This is a genomic window from Maribacter sp. HS (assembly GCF_048059195.1).
GTDB lineage: Bacteria > Bacteroidota > Bacteroidia > Flavobacteriales > Flavobacteriaceae > Maribacter > Maribacter dokdonensis.
In genome coordinates this window covers 667,129-686,642 of sequence record NZ_JAYLVV010000003.1, presented here as the reverse complement: position 1 = coordinate 686,642, position 19,514 = coordinate 667,129, and the positions used below count along the sequence as shown (strand labels likewise).

The following is a 19,514-nucleotide window of genomic DNA, read 5'->3' as shown; positions in this document are numbered from 1 at the left end:
ATTCATGTAGCTATGCGAGCAGGTGCTAATCATATATCAACGCGTATTTCCGATTCATCGGAGCTGCTAGATAGTGCCTGTGGATTATGCTCCAATGAAAATTGTCTTATTCAAAAGAACATTCATACTTCTAGTATTGGCAAACTTGTAAAGGCAAGAAAAGAAATAAAGTGTAAAAAAGGACAGCAATTTATTATGGAAGGAGCTTCGGTAACCGGACTCTTCTTTCTTTTAAGTGGTAAGGTCAAAGTTTTAAGGACCGGTCTACATGGTAAAGAACAAATTGTTCGTTTTGCATCTCCAGGTGAAATCATTGGGCATAGAGGTTTTGGCACAGAAGAGACTTATCCAATTAGTGCCATTGCTTTGGTAGATTGCACCTTATGTTATTTCTCAAAAGAGTTACTTCAAGAATCATTAAGGGAAACACCTGGTCTTACGTATGATTTTATGTTGTTTTATGCCAATGAACTTAATCGTAGTGAAATAAGGGTAAAATCCTTATCTCAAATGACGGTTCGTGAACGGGTTATAGACACACTATTATATATTGACCGCAAATTTGGACAGGTAAATGGGTATTCTTCACTTTTATTAAGCAGGAGAGAATATGCAGATTATGCGGGTACTACCGAGGAGCAGGTCATAAGAATGTTATCTATTCTTAAAAAAGAGGGCTTATTGATTACCAAAGGCAAAAGAATTGGTATTGCTGATATAGCATTGCTTAAAAAAGAAATCTCAGAGCACAATTTCTATTTGGATAGTTAATAGTACGTACTATCTAATCACACATACTTACGTAGTTATTCTCAATGTTCTCAGTATTTATATACTGCTGATAAAGAGGTTTTTATTTGATAAAAACTGCTTTTTCGCAGTAAATGATATGTGTTTTACAGGGTTAATTATATGGTGTAAAAAGAGGTTTAAACATACCTAATAGCATTAACAAAAGTATAGGATACGTATATATTTGCTTCAATAAGTATTAATACGTAGAAAACTAAATGATATGATTATGAAAAACATTTTTACTTCATCTATTTTAACCCTTTCCCTCGCTTTGGTGTTTACCGCTTGTGGAGATACAAAAAGTAAGAAAACCGAAGCGGTTACTGAAGAAGCTGTAACCTCAAAAACAAAAATGCTGGATATTGAAAAGCCACAGTTAACTTTTGGTTTTATAAAATTGACCGATATGGCACCATTGGCAATTGCAAAAGAAAAGGGCTTTTTTGAAGAGGAAGGACTTTTTGTTTCTGTCGAGGCACAATCTAACTGGAAAAATGTATTGGACCGTGTTATTGACGGTCAGTTAGACGGATCACATATGTTGGCAGGCCAACCAATTGCTGCAGGAGCAGGTTTTGGTAGACAAGCAGAATTGGTTACTCCGTTCTCTATGGATTTAAATGGAAATGGAATTACGGTATCTAATGATGTTTGGTCAAAAATGAAACCAAATGTACCGGCAGATTCAGATGGTAAGCCAATTCATCCTATTAAGGCAGATGCATTAAAACCTGTAATTACCTCTTATAAAAATGAAGGGAAACCTTTTAAAATGGGAATGGTTTTCCCGGTATCTACCCATAATTACGAATTGCGTTATTGGTTGGCTGCAGCAGGTATTCACCCAGGTATGTATACTGCGGATAATGTACAAGGGCAAATAGATGCCGAGGTTTTACTTTCTGTTACACCTCCGCCGCAAATGCCTGCTACATTGGAGTCCGGTACTATTTACGGATACTGTGTAGGTGAGCCTTGGAACCAACAAGCGGTATTTAAAGGAATAGGTGTTCCGGTTACTACCAACTATGACATTTGGAAGAATAATCCTGAGAAAGTATTTGTAATGACCAAGCAGTTTGTAGAGCAGAACCCTAACACGGCAATTGCGGTTACAAAAGCATTGATCAGAGCCGGTAAATGGTTAGATGAGCCTTCTAATAGAGCAGAAGCGGTTGAGATTCTTTCTATGTCTCAATATGTAGGCGCGCCAAAAGAAGTATTGGCAAATTCTATGACCGGTACTTTTGAATTCGAAAAAGGAGACAAACGAGAAATGCCAGATTTCAATGTATTCTATAAGTACAACGCAACATATCCTTTCTATTCTGACGGAATTTGGTTCTTAACTCAAATGCGTAGATGGGGACAAATTCCAGAAGCTAAAACTACAGACTGGTATGCTAGAACCATTAAGGATATCTACAGACCTGATATTTGGAAAAAGGCTGCGGATCTTTTGGTTGCCGAAGGTCAAATACCTGCAACGGATATACCTGCAACAGATGGCTACAAAGCACCTACGGCAGATTTTATAGACGGTACCACCTATGATGCCAAAGATCCAATTGGGTATATCAATAGTTTTTCTATAGGTAACAAAGACAAAAAGTAAGCACATTTATTCATTGACTTTAAACAAATTATTATGGAGCAAGAAATGGTCTTAAAAAACGAAAAAAGCATGTCTGCAAGTTTTAAGCAGGTACTTTTAAAACTTACACCAAGTGTAAAAAAGGATGGCATTATAAAATCTATGAAGAATGCTGGGATAACACTTCTATCCATCTTATTGTTTATAGGTTTATGGCATATGGGATCTAAAGCCCTTTACAACAAAGAGGCAGATTACAAGGTAGAAAAAGCGTTGCAAGAACGGGGTGAAGAAGCTGCAGCGGCAGAACGAGCTTGTATAGAGTCTGGTGACAGTAGTTGCCAGCCCAACACCCTACCATCACCTACACAGGTTTGGGCATCTTTAAAATCTTTGGTCGCAGATCACCAAGTTATAAAAGCGGACAAGGCTGCCTTTGCGGAAAAATTGTCGGCTACCAATGAAAAATTAATTGCTCAGGGCAAAGATCCTATTGTTTATACGGGTAGGGCGTCATTTATAGATATAGTACTTACAAGTATTAAAACGGTATTTGCAGGTTTTCTATTGGCATTGTTGATTGCTGTGCCCATAGGTATCATAATAGGTCTTAGTCCGTCTTTACGTAGTGCGTTCAACTGGTTTATCCAAGTTTTTAAACCAGTATCGCCCGTGGTATGGTACTTATTGGTTTTTATGATCGTAAAAACGTTGTACATAGGCGATAGTTCAGATAATGCCTTTGTTATTTCTTTTATCAGTGTTGGGTTATGTGCCATGTGGGCAACTTTGGTCAATACGGCAATGGGGGTATCATCGGTAGATAAAGATTATATCAATGTAGCCAAAGTATTGAAGTTAGGCACGTTTCAAAAAGTATTCAAAGTAATACTGCCATCTTCGTTACCCTTAATTTTTACAGGTCTAAGAATAACGCTTTCTGTTGCTTGGATGGTTTTGATCGCTATTGAATTGCTTGCACAAAGTCAAGGTTTAGGTCTTTTCGTTTGGGAGGAATTCCAGAATGGTGCCAACGACTCCAATTCAAAAATCATTGTGGCCATGTTTGTCATAGGTATCATTGGGTTTTTATTGGATAGGTTGATGTTGACCGTACAGAACATGGTTTCTTTCAACAAAAACGAGATGGCATAATTTATAAAAAGAAGAGCATGGCATACTTAGAACTAAATAATATATACAAAACCTATGGTGAAGGAGATGGAAGTACAGAAGTTCTGTCAAACATTAACCTTACCATGGATGAAGGAGAATTTGTTGCCATTGTAGGGTTTACGGGTAGCGGTAAGACCACCTTGGTAAATTTGATCAACGGTTTATTGCAGCCAACAAGCGGCGAAGTACTTTTTAAAGGAAAACCCGTAACCGATACCAGCCATGAACGTGGAGTTATTTTTCAAAACTATTCGCTATTGCCATGGTTAACTGTTGGGCAAAATATTTACATGGCGGTAAAAGAAGCTTTTCCAAAAGAAAGTAAAGCAGATTTAATGAAAAGGGTAAAGGAGTATGTGGCAATGGTAAGTCTTAGTCCCGCAATCAATAAAAGACCCAAAGAACTTTCTGGAGGAATGCGCCAAAGGGTGGCGGTTGCACGTGCCTTGGCCATGAACCCTGAGATGATCATTATGGATGAACCCTTAGGAGCTTTAGATGCTTTGACCAGAGGTAATCTGCAAGATGAAATCTTGAATATTTGGAGCCAGGACAAGCGTACTGCATTATTGATTACCAATGATGTTGATGAAGGTATTTACATGGCAGATAGAATAATACCTCTTAAGCCGGGACCAAACGCAACTTTGGGTCCGGAGTTTAAAATAGATATAGAAAGGCCAAGGGATAAAACGGCCATGAATGACAATCCTGTTTACAAGAAAACCAGAAATGCCATTATAGAATATCTAATGGATATAGGCGAAGAGAGAAAAACGGTATCTAATGTAGAATATAAATTGCCAGAGCTTACACCAAAAAGTTTTGTCGCTTAAAGAATTGGAAAATGAATACAATAGAACAATCTAACGAAGTATATTCAGAGAACGGCATTATCTACCCATCCAAGGTAATGCTAGATTTGGCCGACTTAAAAAAAGTATACCCTACGCCAAAAGGGGACTACGTAGTTCTTGAAGATTTGAATTTACAGATCTTAAAAGAAGAATTCGTAACCATTATTGGGCATTCAGGATGTGGTAAAACAACCATGCTTTCCATGATAGCAGGTCTTAATCCTATCTCTGGCGGTAATATTTCAGTTCTGGGAAATCCGGTAAAAGGTCCAGGTCCAGATAGGGGGGTTATTTTTCAATCTCCAAGCTTAATGCCTTGGATGACCGCACTTCAGAATGTCTTGTTAGGGGTAAACCAGGTTTTTCCTCAAGCCACTAAAGGACAGCGAGAAGATATTGCTAAATACTATTTGCACAAAGTAGGTCTTGAGAATGCCTTTCATAAAAAAGCATCAGAACTTTCTCAAGGAATGCAACAACGTGTAGGTATTGCAAGAGCCTTTGCCATTAAACCAAAAGTATTGTTGTTAGATGAACCTTTTGGAATGCTAGACTCGTTGACCAGGGGAGAGTTGCAAGATATTCTCATAGAAATTTGGAACAAGGAGAAAATTACGGCGGTCATGATTACCCATGATGTGGATGAGGCCATTTTTTTAGCAGATCGTGTTATTATGATGACCAGTGGGCCTAGGGCAAAAATTGGGGATATACTCTCCATTGACTTTGAAAGGCCACGAACTCGCAAATCTGTCTTGGAAAGCGACGATTATTATACCTACAGAAAACACTTAATAGATTTTCTTGAACACTAACCATTAACTAACTCAAAATTTTAATTATAAAGATTATGAAAAAACAATACCTAATCATCACCCTATTGTTTCTAACGGCTAATGCCATATATGCACAATTTACTTTAGACGGTCAGTTTAGGCCAAGAACGGAATACAGACATGGCTTTGGTAGTTTAATACCAGATGCGGCAGATGCCGGATTCGCCATTTCTACACGTGCACGTTTAAATGCTAAGTATGAATCTGAGTCGTATCAGTTTTATCTTAGCCTACAAGATGTAATGGTTTGGGGTGAGAACAGACAAATTCTACCAGATGATCAAAACGATTCTTTTGCCGTATTTGAAGCATGGGCAAATATTAATTTAGGAAAAGGGTGGTCCACTAAATTGGGCCGTCAAGTGATATCTTATGATGACCAACGAATATTTGGCGGGTTGGATTGGGCACAGCAAGGAAGAAACCATGATGCCGGACTATTAAAGTACAAGAAAGATAAATTTATCTTGGACATAGGTTTGGCCTTTAGTCAAGATTTTGACAACCCAACAGGTTTTCAGTCTGTAGGTACGGCATATAATACAGCAGGATTTTTTACCTATAAGACCATGCAATATGTATATGCAAAACAACAATGGGATGGTTTTTCTGCAAGTTTGTTAGCCCTGAACAATGGCTTTCAAAATTTTGATGATACAGACGCTGCAGACGGTGTAAGCAATTTGCAAACAATAGGTACACACTTAAATTTTAAGCAAGGAAAGTTCAATGCTAATGCCAACTTGTTTTTACAGACGGGAGAAAGACAAAATGAAGTAAAATCTAGTGCCTATTTATTAGGTTTGGAATTGGGTTATAAAGCAAGTGATAAAGTAGCTTTGGGTATTGGTACAGAAATAATCAGTGGTAATAAAGCGGATACTACGGACAAAACGGAAGCATTTTTTCCATTGTACGGTACCAACCATAAGTTCAACGGATTCATGGATTATTTCTACGTAGGCAACCATGCCAATTCTGTAGGTCTTTTTGATATTCACGCAAGTGCAAAATTCGATTTAGGCAAGCAGTCTAGCCTATTGGTAAAGGTGTTGAACTTTAGTGGCGAGCAAGAATTACCAAGTGGCGAGAAATCATTGGGTACTGAAATTGATTTGGTATTTGCGAAAAAATTCAAAGGCTACGGTTTAGCAATCGGGTACTCTCAAATGTTCGCTGCAGATGGTATGTATGAACTTAAGGGAATTACAGAAGATCTAGCTACCAGTAGCCAAAATTGGGCATGGGTACAGTTAACCATCAAGCCTCAATTTTTGAATACCAAAAAAGAATAATATTAGAACTTAAATTAGTTTGGTTTTACGGTCTATACAGCACTTTTTGTATAGACCGTATTTTTTTAAAATTATATGTAATTTAGCGGCATACGTATAATTACCTATATTTTGAGTGAAATAACAAGAATAGTATTGGCAGATGATCACGCTTTGGTAAGGGACGGTATACGTTCTTTATTGGAAACAGAGTCTGATCTACAAGTAATCGGTGAAGCGTCTAACGGTAAAGAGGCCATTGATTTGGTAGGGGAAGTAAATCCCGATATTTTGATCATTGATATTAGAATGCCCGTTATGAACGGTATTGATGCCGTTGCCGAATTGACGCAAAGCAAATCTTCGGTGAAAACTATAATCTTGTCAATGCATGATTCTGAAGAGTATATCTTGAAATCCATTAGCTCCGGCGCCAATGGTTATTTATTGAAAGATACTGATAAATCAGAGTTCATTAAAGCTATACATACCGTTAGGGAAGGTGGTAAATATTTTAGTGGAGATATTAGTAATGTGTTGGTAAACAATCTTTTGGGTGGTAAAAATGAAATTGTAAAAAAAGAAGAAACACCAAAAAAGACAGGTGAAAATGTTTTTGATCTTACCAATAAAGAATTAAAAGTGTTAGAGTTGGTACTCTCTGGCTTAACCAATCAGCAAATTTCCGAAAAGCTTCAGAATAGTAAGCGTACTATTGAAACGCATCGTTTTAATTTAATGCGTAAGATGGATGTAAAAAACCTCATTGATCTTTCTAAAAAATCGCAGAAGTATAATTTAATTTAATATCGTTTGTATTTGAGGTTGTTGTGCTACAAAAGAGAGCTGTAGCCTAAAACGGATATGATAAACAACTCTTTTTCAAATAGAGCTGAGGTTTAATACTTTAACGGGTATTAGCTCTAGAATGCTATTCTTTGACTTATTCTCAGTATTTGTCCGTTTTAATTTTGAATCACTAGTTTTTAGGCAAAACATTTATCATAAAAAAGTACGTATTTATACGTACTTTTTATAATTTGCAGTATACTTCTAAACCATTCTTTATCTCTGGTAAAATGAATAGTACTAAAACTCATAAAACAATATGTTCTTATTGCGGTGTAGGCTGTGGTATGTTGGTAGATGTTGATGCAAAAGGAACAATAAGCGTAGATGGTAACCCTGATTATCCTTCAAATAAGGGCATGCTCTGTACCAAAGGGCGTAATCTAAATTACGTAGCGCAAGATACTACAGATAGAATTTTATATCCAGAGATGAAGTGGAGCCGCAATCACCAATTACAGCGGGTTTCATGGGATACCGCCTTTGAACGTGCTGCGGCGGTTTTTAAGAGTATCATTGCAAAACACGGACCAGATAGTGTAGGATTTTATGTGTCAGGCCAATGCCTAACAGAAGAATACTATCTAATAAACAAATTGACCAAAGGTTTTATAGGCACAAATAATATAGATACCAATTCTAGACTGTGCATGAGTTCTGCCGTAGTAGGATATAAGAAAACTTTAGGGGAAGACTCCGTTCCAATTTGTTATGAGGATATAGAATTGGCAGATTGTTTTTTAATAGCAGGAGCAAATCCGGCTTGGTGCCATCCTATTTTATATAGAAGATTGGAAAAGCATAAAGAAGAAAATCCGCAGGTTAAAGTAATTGTCGTAGATCCTAGAAAAACCCAAACCTGTGCTGGGGCAGATTTACATTTGCAGATTTTACCGGGTACCGATGTAATTTTATTTAATGCCATTGCGCGTAGATTAATAGATAAAAGAAAAATAGATGTTGCCTTTATTAAAAAACACACAGCAAATTTTGAAGCGTGTAAAGAAATGGCTTATACATTAACGCTCAAAGAAGCGGCTAAAAAATGCGGTATTCCTGTTGCTGATATTCGTAAGGCAGCAGAGTATATAGGCAATGCCAAAAAGTTCATTAGTATGTGGACCATGGGGCTGAACCAAAGTGTTATAGGTGTTGCTAAAAATGTCTCGCTATTAAACCTATCGTTATTAACAGGTCAAATAGGAAAACCTGGTTCTGGTCCGTTTTCATTGACAGGGCAACCAAATGCCATGGGGGGTAGAGAAGTTGGTGGTATGGCCAGTTTATTGGCAGCCCATAAAAACTTGGGCAACCCTAAGCATAGAAAAGAAGTGTCCGACTTTTGGGGAGGTGGAGAAATACAGGCAGAACCAGGGTATACCGCTACAGAAATGTTCGATGCCTTGGATGAAGGAAAACTAAAGGCCATTTGGATCATCTGTACCAATCCTGCAGTTAGTATGCCCAATGTAAAAAAGGTAGAAAGAGCATTGAAAAAGGCAAAATTCGTGGTGGTACAAGACATATCACATAACTCGGAGACGACTAAATTTGCCGATCTTTTGCTACCTGCGGCGGGTTGGTTAGAAAAAGAAGGTACCATGACAAATTCTGAAAGAAGAATTAGTTATCTGCCAAAAGTTATAGATGCCCCTGGCGAGGCCTTGCCAGATGCAGAGATTATTTGGCGTTTTGCACAAGCAATGGGCTATACAGGTTTTGATTATGCAAATAGTAGTGAGGTCTATGATGAGCACTGTTTGCTTACCAAGGGCACCGAAATAGATATATCTGGTCTGTCTTATGAAAGGTTGATTAATGAGGGTAGCTTTCAATGGCCCGTACCGCACAAAACACATAAGGGGACACCTAGATTATTTACAGATCGTAAGTTCTTTACCAATGATAAAAAGGCACATTTTAATGCCCCATCAACGCTTTATAACAAGTCAGAGGAAACGGATAACGAATATCCTTTAATATTAAATTCAGGTAGGGTTCGCGATCAATGGCATACCCGTACCAAGACCGGTAAGGTTAAGAGGTTATTGACCCATATTCCACAACCTTATTTAGAAATGAATGCTGTTGATGCCTACTTAAGAAAAATTAAGGATGGAGATATTGCAGTGGTCAAAAGCAGACGTGGGCAGGTACAGGTGAAGGTACAGCTCAACTATGATATTAGAGAATCGGTAGTTTTTTTACCAATGCATTGGGGTAAAGTATTGAACAATGATTTTGGTAGGGCAAATAACCTGACCAACGATTTGGTAGACCCAATATCTAAAGAACCGGATTTTAAATACTGTGCGGTTGAGGTCTCCAAATTTGTCAAAGAGAAGCAGAAGGTAGTAGTCGTAGGTGCCGGTGCCGCTGCATATCGTTTCATACAATCTTACAGAGAAAAAAATACAGAAGATGAACTTCATGTGTTTTCAAAGGAAAAAGATCCTTTTTACAATAGGGTTCTACTACCGGAATATGTTAGTGATGAACTTTCTTGGGAAGCTTTGGAAAAATTGAAGGAAGGTGAGTTGCAAAAGTTAGATGTCACCTTGCATTCCGGTATTTGTATAGACAATATCAATGCAGATGAAAAGACGATTTTAGATTCTTTGGGTAATGTGCATTCTTATGATTTGCTTATTATGGCAACGGGTAGTAGGGCATTTATCCCTAGTGATGTTCAAATAAAATTACCTGGTCGCTTCACCATGCGTGAAAGAGGCGATGCCGATAAACTTAGAAAATATTTAGCGGAAACCGGTCTAAAGGCAAAAGATCAGAATGTGGTCATTGTAGGTGGCGGACTTTTAGGTTTGGAGCTTGCAGCGGCATTGAAAAAGATCAACATCAACATTAGCATTATTCAAAGGGCACCGCGTTTAATGGAACGTCAATTGGATAGTGTTGCAAGTAGGCTGTTAGCGGAAGATGTCATGGAGCGCGGCATAAACCTCTATTTTGATAATGAGGTAAGTACCGTTTTTGAGGATAAGGGCCAAAAACATAGTCTTTTGGTGAATTTAAAAACTGGTAGAACCATTCAATGTAATGCCATTGTGTATGCCATTGGTACTAGGCCCAATATAGAATTGGCAAAACAGACTGGGGTTCATACCCGTAGGGGAGTCGTTGTAAATTCATACTTACAAAGTAGCGACCCTTCTATTTTTGCACTCGGGGAAATAGCGGAATACAAAAATTCGTTATTCGGAATTACGTCGGCAGCTGAACAACAAGCTGATATTGCGGCAAATTTTATTCTTGGCGATTTCAGCAGTATTTACAACGGCTCTGTTTTAATGAATATTTTAAAGTTCGAAAATTTAGATCTCTGCAGCATTGGCATGGTCAACTCACCGTTAGGGGATCCATCGTATGAAGAAATTATTCTAATGGATGTCAGCAAGCGCTTCTATAAGAAATGTATCGTAAAAGACGACACGCTTAAAGGTGCCATTTTAATGGGCGATAAAAATGAATTTGCAGAATTTAAAAGGCTCATAGAAGAAGAAATTGAACTCTCTGAAAAGCGGGATGAGCTATTACGTGGCGCTTCTACCTCTGTTCCGTTAAAGGGTAAATTGGTCTGTTCCTGTAGTCAAGTAGGTGAAGGTAATGTTATTGATGCTATTAATGGCGGATGCTCTGAGTTCAACAAATTATGCTCAGAAACAGGTGCAGGTTTAGGCTGTGGTAGCTGTAAGCCAGAGATTAAGGAGTTATTACAAAAACAGCTGGTATTGGCTAATTAAAAATAGGACATTATGAACGATGATCTGCATAGAATATTGATCAAGGGAGGGGTTACTTCCCCGGGTGAATTAAAGGATATAATTACCATGCTGGAGTCTGCCGGACTTACCAGTGTAAATTTTGGTTCTAGACAAGATATTTTGTTTCCGTTGAAAGATGCCAAAGAAGAGCAATTGGAAAGTATTTCAAAATTCAATACTGATATTATTGCCAATAGATCGTATCAGAATATTGTAAGCTCTTACGTATCTGCAGATATTTTTGACATGACCCACTGGTTAAAGGGGTCTACGTATTTATATATTTTAGAAGGTTTTGATTTTTTGCCAAAACTCAAAATCAATATTACCGATCCTAAACAAAGGCTAGTGCCTATTTTTAGTGGCAATCTCAATTTTATAGCATCTGATCAAGAAGATTATTGGTATTTAAACATTAAACTTCCACACTGGAAATCATCTGCTTTTTATCCGGTTTTGATCTATAGCTGGGATATAAACTCCATTTCAAAGCAAATAGAGGAAATTCATGAAGACATTTCAGATATAGATGAGTTGTTCTTTATAATGAACAAAAACTTGGAGACGAACAATAAAACCATGGAAAAGGAATTAAAGGTTCCTTTTCAGACCTTCCCGTACTATGAGGGTATGAACCGGTTGGGTACCGATCTTTATTGGTTGGGACTGTACTGGAGAAATAATAAATATGACCTATCGTTTTTAAAGGCGTTCTGTGGTTTTTGTTTAGATAATAGTATTGGTAAAATCTGTATTACACCTTGGAAATCTTTCGTGGTAAAAGGAATTAAAAAATCAAGTAGACCAGAACTTGAAAGGTTTTTGGGCAAAAGGGGAATTAATGTTAGGCACTCTCAGTTAGAGATGAACTGGCACGTACCAATTGATGACGGTGAAGCCCTTGAGCTTAAAAAATATTTGGTCAGAAGTTTTGATCAAAATGATATTAGTACCTACGGTCTTACTTTTGGTATAAGCAATGAAGTGGGTAAGCGTTCGCACTTTGCCTCGGTGATTATTGAAAAGAACAGCTTGCCCACCATTGTTAAAGAGTTTGAAGTTCGCCCAACGTACAATGTGCTACATTTTGAACATTTTGATCCCAATAGTCAAAAGTATATTACTTACGCCCAGGATATTGATAAAATAGAACTGCCCGGTCTGTTAATGGAGTTGAGTAAGATGTATTTTGACCAACTAGGGCAAGTTGACGATTTGGAAAAAACTACAGATGTTGAGGTGGTTGAAACTAAACAGCAGTTATATCAATGTCAAGATTGCTTTACGGTATATGATGAATCTTTTGGAGATGAAGATTTCAATATAGTTGCAGGCACAAAATTTCAAGATATAAGTGAGGCATATGAGTGCCCGGTCTGCTCCGCTCCTAAATCAAAGTTTAAGGAAGCCATGATACAAATGGGCTAATAACACTATATGGTTTTCTAGTTGCCCTATATTCAATAAGTTAGTGTATATTTAATGGAGGTAATAAATTCGCTTTTGGAGTTAAAACTTAAAAACGTGAAGCCATAATTTTGTGGTATTATTCTAAATAAACCAACACTCATGACCAGGGTAAATGTAAATGAAAGCCGTAAAGAACCGGTATTGGCCAAAGCATTAAAGTTCACTATTGTAATTGCCGTTATCGGTATTATGTTATGTGTACTGTTTATGGCTTTTGGTATTTAAACTTTACAGTTATTGAAAAAACACCGTAATCAGCCTTACCAGTTTTCTACTATGGTTGCATTACAGGAAGTTCAAGTATGCGGTCTGGTCCGTAGAATTTTAAAGCAATACCGAACACGATTACCGATAATACCATACCTATCATAAAAATGGTATATGTCCATCTTAGAATGCGATACTTTCTTTCCAGGACCACACCCAGAAAATATAGGTCTTTTGTTAGAGAACTATATATATAATCCTTGTCCTTTATAAGTTCTTTCATAGCCCAATTGTACTGCTCTAGTTTCATTTTGTGAAAATTACCGAAGAACAATAAATTGACTTTTTTGGTGGTAACCTCTTCTTCTGTAAACTGCCCAGTGGTTACGTTAGGTTTTGTGGCAATAATGGACATTACCATAGAAACTACACTAAAAACGATGAACAAAAAGGTAGGGTAAAATAAATAATCGTTTGTGGGGTTGTCTAATTTGGGTACCAAATTAGCGAGCGCCATAGATATGATAATGGCATTTACGGACAATAGAATGTTTGCTTTGGTGTCTGCAATATCACTAAGTTTTAAATGATTTTGTAACGTAACTCTATACAATGTCTGTATTCCCCTATCTGGCAGTTCTCCTTTGAACTTAGCTTTTAAACTTTCTTTTTTTACGAGCTCTTTGTGCTTTTTTCTTGCTTTAATGAGTCTCTTAATATTTTTGTCTTTGCCCTCTTGCCAATTATTTATGGCATAATCTGTATAAAAGCGATGATTGGTACGTAAGAGTTTTATATTCTCTTCTCGCCAATCTGCCGTTGTAAAGCTTTGTTGGCCAATTAGGGCGAGTTCTTCACGTAAAAGCTCTGTAGTTGCAACAAAATTTTTAATATGAAAGTGTGATGAGTCTGCATCGCGAATTATTTTCTCTAATTCGTTTACTGGCTCGTAATTTTTTTTAGTGGCCATAATAAGGCTACAAACAACTTCTGAGAAGGAAACGGACATTTTATGTTCTGCCAAGAAATCTTTTACCAATAGGCAACTTTGCTCTTCGTGATCGGTGTAAGATTTTGTGTAGCCCAGATCATGAAACCAGGCGGTAACCAATAATTGTTCACTTTCTTCGTCTGAAATATTTTCTCCTTCGATCAATTCTTTAGTACTCTCTACAACACGTTGGGTGTGCCTAAGATTATGATATAAAAATCTTGGGTCAATATTGCCGGTCAAAAGATCTGTGGCAAATACTTTGGCTTTTGAAACTATTGTAGACATAAGTTTAATGAAAAAGGTAATACTTTAGAAATGTACAAAAATTATCTGCTTATGTTAAATTGATAGACCAAAACCAACCTGAATAAGATTACTTTCCTTAGAATTAAAATATCCAATATTAAACGTAAGAGCCTTTAAGCTGCTGATCCAAAAACCGCCGCCTTGGGAAGTATGCCAAACATTTGAACTTTCATTGGGCATCCATACCCTACCATAATCAAACCCACCATACATACCAATGGTCACAGGAGATACAGCGGTGATGTAACGCTTTAGTTTTAGTTTAAGATCTGAAGATTGGTAGAAATAAGACTTGCCGGTAAAACGTTCATCCCTAAATCCTCTAAGTCCGTTACCACCACCAATAGAGGGTGTATGGTAAAAATATACATCATTGTAATCAAAAAGTCCTTTGTATTCCGCAATAGTACTAAATACAAGGTTTCCCTTATGTTCTAATTTATGGTCAAAACCTACTTTCAAAGAAGCATAACCAAACTTGTTGTCATTATTGGCGATATTCATTTTATAACCAGCGGAGAAGCCAAAGTAAATAGCTTTTGATGGAAAATCACCTGCATCATCACGATCATATTCCCCCGTCAATTCTAGTCCTCCGTAGTTTTGGGTTTCAAATATTTCATTATTAAGATTGTTGCTATTGAACAATCTGTTTGGGTTGTCTTCTACCTTAAACGACTCAAATAACCCTCTGATACGAAGGCTGTAATATGCTAAACCGGCACTTGCCTTGAACATTCTAATTCTGCCTCTATAATAATCTCTATCAAGGGCATCTTCATTGTTTACAGTTTCGTTACCAAAGCCAAAAAAGTTCTTTACATAACGATCATTGGCAAAGTAGGCACTTGTTTCAAAATTCCATCCGGGGAAAACACTTCCGTAAATACCGGAGTAAGACAGTTCGGCAGCCTTAAAATTAAAGTAGTAATTGGCACTAATGCTATGCTGTTGTCTAAATGAATTACCGTCTATTCCTTTTTGGGTATAGGTGTTTGATGCTCCTAGAAAAAAACCATCGTCCGTTCTAAACCCTAATGTGGGCACCAATACATTGGTATTAGGCTCAAAATATCTAAAATGAAAAGTGTTCGTCTTATAATTATCAGTTAATAGGGTTTTAGGTTTTTGATCTTGAATATCAATCTTTTCATGTTCCCAATCGTACAATTTTACTTTTTTCTTATTGCCTATGGTGTAAGTATCGTCACCATAACCTCCAATTATTCTTAATTTAGTTTTAGGGTTTTCTTCACCTTCAACAACAAAAACATCATCATCACCTAAACCATATATCCAGACTTCTTTCGTTAAACTATCATTGAATGTTCTTGAGTAGACCAATTCATTTTTTTCATCACTTAGAATACGTTTTACCACAACCTTGGTCTCACCATTTTTCATTCTGGTCATGGTAAAGATGTCGTCTTTTTCGGTACCGAGAACGGCTACAATTTTATTAAGGTAATTTGCATACGCTTCAGCGGTTTTGTGCAATGTTTCTAGTCGTTGTTTTAAACTTTGCTTAATATATTCTGAAGTTTCATCTTGCACCGCCAGGGGCAAACGTTTAAAGGCTTTTTCTATAACCTCTGCCGTCATGCCATCTTGTATGGCTCTTGCCTCTTCTACCCATGCCTCTGGTCCGTAGCTAGTGGCCAATGTTCTATCTAGTCTATTACCGGAAAGGTTCAGCCATTTTACATTGTCTACATCCTCATCATAGGTTTCCCAATTTCTTGTACCGGGAACAAACCACTGTACAAAAGGGATTACTTTACCATCGAACCTTGGGAATGCATTGTCCCTATCTCTTGGAACGGGCATAAACTCTTTTTCACCATCCGGACTTTCATATTCGATCCACCTCCATTGATCTTGGTGGCGGTCCCAATCGCCAATAAGCATATCGAAAATTCTAGCTCTAATAAAGCTCTTTTTATCTACCCCATAAGACTCATCGCTCTTTATTTTTTCTAACATATCCGTAGTACTTTCATAGTCTACCACTTCACCGGAATTTTCATTGATCGTTCTTCTATAGCCCTTATAATGTGCTTGTTCTTCAGACGGTCTACGCTCTATATAATATAACTCATCACCATAATTTTCATTGAACTGTTTAAGGCTGTCTTGCTTTGGAACATAAAACAAATCTGTATCAGAATGGTTTATTCCTACGGATTTGGCTAAAGGATTAATGACCAGCTGCATGTATGGGTGGGCAGTGGTAAAGAAATCTGAAATTGCTTTTTCTGCCCAAGTATCTTGATAATCTTGCGTATTATACGATATGCCCGGAAGTTTGAATTTTAAAAACTTAAGCGCGCTTTTCTTTAATGATCGCATGGCATATTGTTTGCCGTTTGCATCTTCTAAACGAAGGGAGAAAGATTGGTGTCCGCCTCCTTCTTTAACAACCGAGAGACCTCCGTAAAGGGTGTCTAATTGAACTATGGGGGCTTCTACAGGCTGACCATAATAGTTACGATAACGCTCTCCCCACAAAAATTTATAAAATCCACTTTTATTGTAATCCTTTGGGTCGTCTAAGATATTGGTTTCTTCTATTTCCTTACCATTTGCCGTAAATTGATCAAATTCTTTTTCAGGTTCTTTTTTAGAAAGGACATTAAAGGTCTTGCTAGATGAAAGATCGTTTTCAGAAACAAACGTTACTTTAGAACTACCATCTTTAAAATAGTCTAGCCTTGCAAAGCCACGTTCGCCATAAACATATTCACCATGATAATCAATAGAACCACCTATGGCGGTAATTCTACCAGCTGTTAGTTTGGCCGCACTTTTTTCTCCTAAAGAGCCACTTACTATTTGGTGAATGCCACCACCTTCCAATAATTGCAGACTTTCTTCATGACCGGAAATCAAGGTAATTCTATCATTGGCCTGTGCCAAGGCACTTACTGCAATACGTAGATAATTATATCTTCTGGAATTTACATGTTCAGGATCAAACGCACCCAAGTCCATCACGGCATTTTTAATAGTACCCACTAACGGTAGCGGTGTAGCGTGATCTTTAACCGTTGTTTTACCAGCGTAGGTACCGTTGGTAAATACGGGGTGATGCATAGCTATGACAATATTCTTGCCTTGGCCATCGCCTATGTACCCTTCCAGCTCCTCCATAAATCGTCTACGGGTAATAATATCAGAGCACTTTTTGTTGATATCTTCAATTCTGGACCAGTTGGATACAAACCATTTAGAATCCACTAAAATAAGATCAAGATCGTCATTTATGACCTTGTGTTCTATAGGGCAGCCATTATTTGGAAGTACTGCAGTGTTTTGTCTTTCAACATCTTTTAGATAGTTTTCTACTTTTTCTATCTTGTTTAGCTTATAACTTTTCCATTCGTTATTACCTGGCAAGAATATGGTTTCTCCCTTAAAATTAGAAGAAAGATCTAACTGTTGTTGAATAAAAAGGCTATCGATCAGCCAATTATTGGTCTCGGGAGATATATTATCACCCGTAAAGACCAACGTACTATTTTCTGTAGCTAGGTCTAGTTCTTCTTTAAAGCGCTGTAAAAGTGCATTGTTAGGTACCGAAGATGCATTGCCCAGACCGCCTGCAATGTAGAAGGTATGGGTGATATCATTGGTGTTTTCCACAGTTGAGTCACTGTGTATGTTGCTTTGTTCTTGGTATGTTGCGCAAGAAGATACAAACAGTAAAGCAATTAGAATACTAAAAGGTTTTACGGTCAAATAATTTGCCCAAGAATTGTATGGCGGGTTGGTCATATAAATGTTTAAGTTGATACTGGTCTAAGAGGCGTTTTTTAATTGGTAAAAAACACGTTTGATACAATGATGCCAATTATGAGAATAACCAAAAATGAAATTAAAATGGTTACGCCCAGTTTTGTTTTTTTGTTTTTCTGAAGGATAAATTCCCTGGTTTCTTCTTCGGGTTCTTTTACGAACTTTGTCTCTTTTGTATTCTCTTTCATGTTTTTATTTTTTAATGTATACTGTTTTTTTGTTAACGAATTCCAATATGCCTTCCCTAGACAGTTCTCTACCATAACCAGAAGCTTTTGTACCTCCAAATGGTAATCTAGGGTCAGATTTCACCATGTCATTGATAAAGAATGCTCCATCTGGAATTTGTGATATCATATCCATGGCGCTATCTATATCTTGGGTAAATAACATACTACCCAGTCCAAATCTAGAATTGGTCGCTAATTGTATTGCCTCTTCTCTATTTGCCACTTTGGTAATAGCAGCTACAGGACCAAAAGTTTCTTCTTTGAACACTGGCATTTGTTTGGTGACATTGGTAAGTATGGTAGGTGAAAAATAAGCGCCATTTCTTTCATTGCCCAGAATAACTTCTGCACCCATATCAATGGAATCCTGTACTTGTTTTTGAAGTTCTTCAGCCAAATCTGTCCGCGCCATAACACCGATAAAAGTATCTTTATCCATTGGGTCACCTACTTTAAAAGATTTAATTTCTGCGGTGAACTTTTCTATGAAGTCATCATAAATATCAGCACATACAATGAACCTTTTTGCGGCAATACAACTTTGTCCCGTATTCTGCATACGAGCAGTGGCCATTGTTGATATGTATTGGTCCAGATCAGCGTCTTCCCATATAATACATGCATTGTTCCCACCAAGTTCCAGGACAGATTTTTTAAGATTTTCACCTGCTGTACGGGCAATAGACCTACCTGCTTTCTCACTTCCAGTGAGGGTTACGGCCTTAATACCTTCGTGGGCAATAAGTTTTTCTATTTCTTCATGACCGGATTTTATACTTTGAAAACACCCTTCTGGATATCCGGCATCTAAAAACAATTGCTCTATGGCCAGAGAACATCCCGTAACGTTTTTTGCATGTTTCAATAAAGCGGTGTTACCAGCGGTCAATGTAGGTGCTGCAAACCTTAACACTTGCCAAAATGGATAATTCCAGGGCATAACCGCTAAAATGCATCCTAAGGGATCATGACTAATAAAACTTTCATCTGCATCTGTATCAATAAGTTCATCGGCTAAAAGGTCCTCGGCATTTAAAGCATAAAAATCACAGACCCAAGCGCATTTTTCAATTTCGGCAATGCCTTGTGATATCGGCTTGCCCATTTCTTGGGTCATTAGCTTGGCGTATTCCTCTTTACGTTCTATAAGCAACTCGGCGACATTGGTCAACAATTGACATCTATCTTCAATTTCCATGTTGGCCCATGAAGTTTGGATTTCTAATGCTTTCTTCAACTTAGTATGTATAGACTTACTATCATCTAAAGTATAAGTAGCTATAGTATCGCCAGTGTATGGGTTTTTTAAATCGTAATCTTTCATAACGGCAAATTTAGGTGTAAGGGGT

General features: G+C 37.5%; 14 protein-coding genes. 10 read left to right on the top strand and 4 right to left on the bottom strand.

All coding sequences use genetic code 11. The annotated features are described in order from the left end of the window. Positions 1-12: 12 nt before the first annotated feature. The 10 genes from VBZ51_RS08150 to VBZ51_RS08105 all read left to right on the top strand — a co-directional run bounded on the left by VBZ51_RS08150 (position 13) and on the right by VBZ51_RS08105 (position 12,858). Complete coding sequence (locus VBZ51_RS08150) at positions 13-771, top strand: Crp/Fnr family transcriptional regulator (protein WP_091608086.1); 759 nt, start codon at positions 13-15, stop codon at positions 769-771. A gap of 250 nt (positions 772-1,021) precedes the next feature. Then, a complete protein-coding gene (locus VBZ51_RS08145; RefSeq protein ID WP_416576597.1) occupies positions 1,022-2,410 on the top strand; it encodes a CmpA/NrtA family ABC transporter substrate-binding protein in 1,389 nt (462 codons plus the stop codon). Between the two features lie 33 nt (positions 2,411-2,443). After that, entirely contained in the window at positions 2,444-3,544 is a 1,101-nt protein-coding gene (locus VBZ51_RS08140) for an ABC transporter permease (protein ID WP_058104636.1), read from the top strand. Positions 3,545-3,561: 17 nt separating this feature from the next. Further along, complete coding sequence (locus VBZ51_RS08135) at positions 3,562-4,401, top strand: ABC transporter ATP-binding protein (protein WP_058104637.1); 840 nt, start codon at positions 3,562-3,564, stop codon at positions 4,399-4,401. An 11-nt stretch (positions 4,402-4,412) separates the two neighbouring features. After that, positions 4,413-5,237: an ABC transporter ATP-binding protein gene (locus tag VBZ51_RS08130; RefSeq protein ID WP_058104638.1), complete on the top strand. Its 825-nt coding sequence runs from the start codon at positions 4,413-4,415 to the stop codon at positions 5,235-5,237. A gap of 35 nt (positions 5,238-5,272) precedes the next feature. Then, entirely contained in the window at positions 5,273-6,553 is a 1,281-nt protein-coding gene (locus VBZ51_RS08125; protein WP_416576596.1) for an alginate export family protein, read from the top strand. Between the two features lie 111 nt (positions 6,554-6,664). Further along, positions 6,665-7,339, top strand: a complete 675-nt coding sequence (locus tag VBZ51_RS08120) for a response regulator transcription factor (protein WP_348361786.1) — start codon at positions 6,665-6,667, stop codon at positions 7,337-7,339. Between the two features lie 272 nt (positions 7,340-7,611). Continuing rightward, positions 7,612-11,142, top strand: coding sequence for a molybdopterin-dependent oxidoreductase (locus VBZ51_RS08115; protein WP_416576595.1), 3,531 nt, complete (start codon positions 7,612-7,614; stop codon positions 11,140-11,142). 12 nt (positions 11,143-11,154) lie between these two features. Beyond that, positions 11,155-12,591, top strand: a complete 1,437-nt coding sequence (locus tag VBZ51_RS08110) for a rubredoxin (RefSeq protein WP_416576594.1) — start codon at positions 11,155-11,157, stop codon at positions 12,589-12,591. Between the two features lie 141 nt (positions 12,592-12,732). Next, positions 12,733-12,858, top strand: a complete 126-nt coding sequence (locus VBZ51_RS08105) for a hypothetical protein (protein ID WP_257786213.1) — start codon at positions 12,733-12,735, stop codon at positions 12,856-12,858. Between the two features lie 49 nt (positions 12,859-12,907). Here VBZ51_RS08105 and VBZ51_RS08100 read toward each other — a convergent pair whose 3' ends face one another. The 4 genes from VBZ51_RS08100 to VBZ51_RS08085 are packed head-to-tail and all read right to left on the bottom strand — an operon-like array spanning position 12,908 to position 19,489. Continuing rightward, positions 12,908-14,119, bottom strand: coding sequence for a Pycsar system effector family protein (locus tag VBZ51_RS08100; protein ID WP_416576593.1), 1,212 nt, complete (start codon positions 14,117-14,119; stop codon positions 12,908-12,910). 54 nt (positions 14,120-14,173) lie between these two features. Next, complete coding sequence (locus VBZ51_RS08095) at positions 14,174-17,914, bottom strand: hypothetical protein (RefSeq protein ID WP_416576592.1); 3,741 nt, start codon at positions 17,912-17,914, stop codon at positions 14,174-14,176. Between the two features lie 38 nt (positions 17,915-17,952). Further along, a complete protein-coding gene (locus VBZ51_RS08090; protein ID WP_156894544.1) occupies positions 17,953-18,123 on the bottom strand; it encodes a hypothetical protein in 171 nt (56 codons plus the stop codon). Positions 18,124-18,127: 4 nt separating this feature from the next. Next, positions 18,128-19,489, bottom strand: a complete 1,362-nt coding sequence (locus VBZ51_RS08085) for an NAD-dependent succinate-semialdehyde dehydrogenase (RefSeq protein WP_416576591.1) — start codon at positions 19,487-19,489, stop codon at positions 18,128-18,130. Positions 19,490-19,514 lie beyond the last annotated feature (25 nt).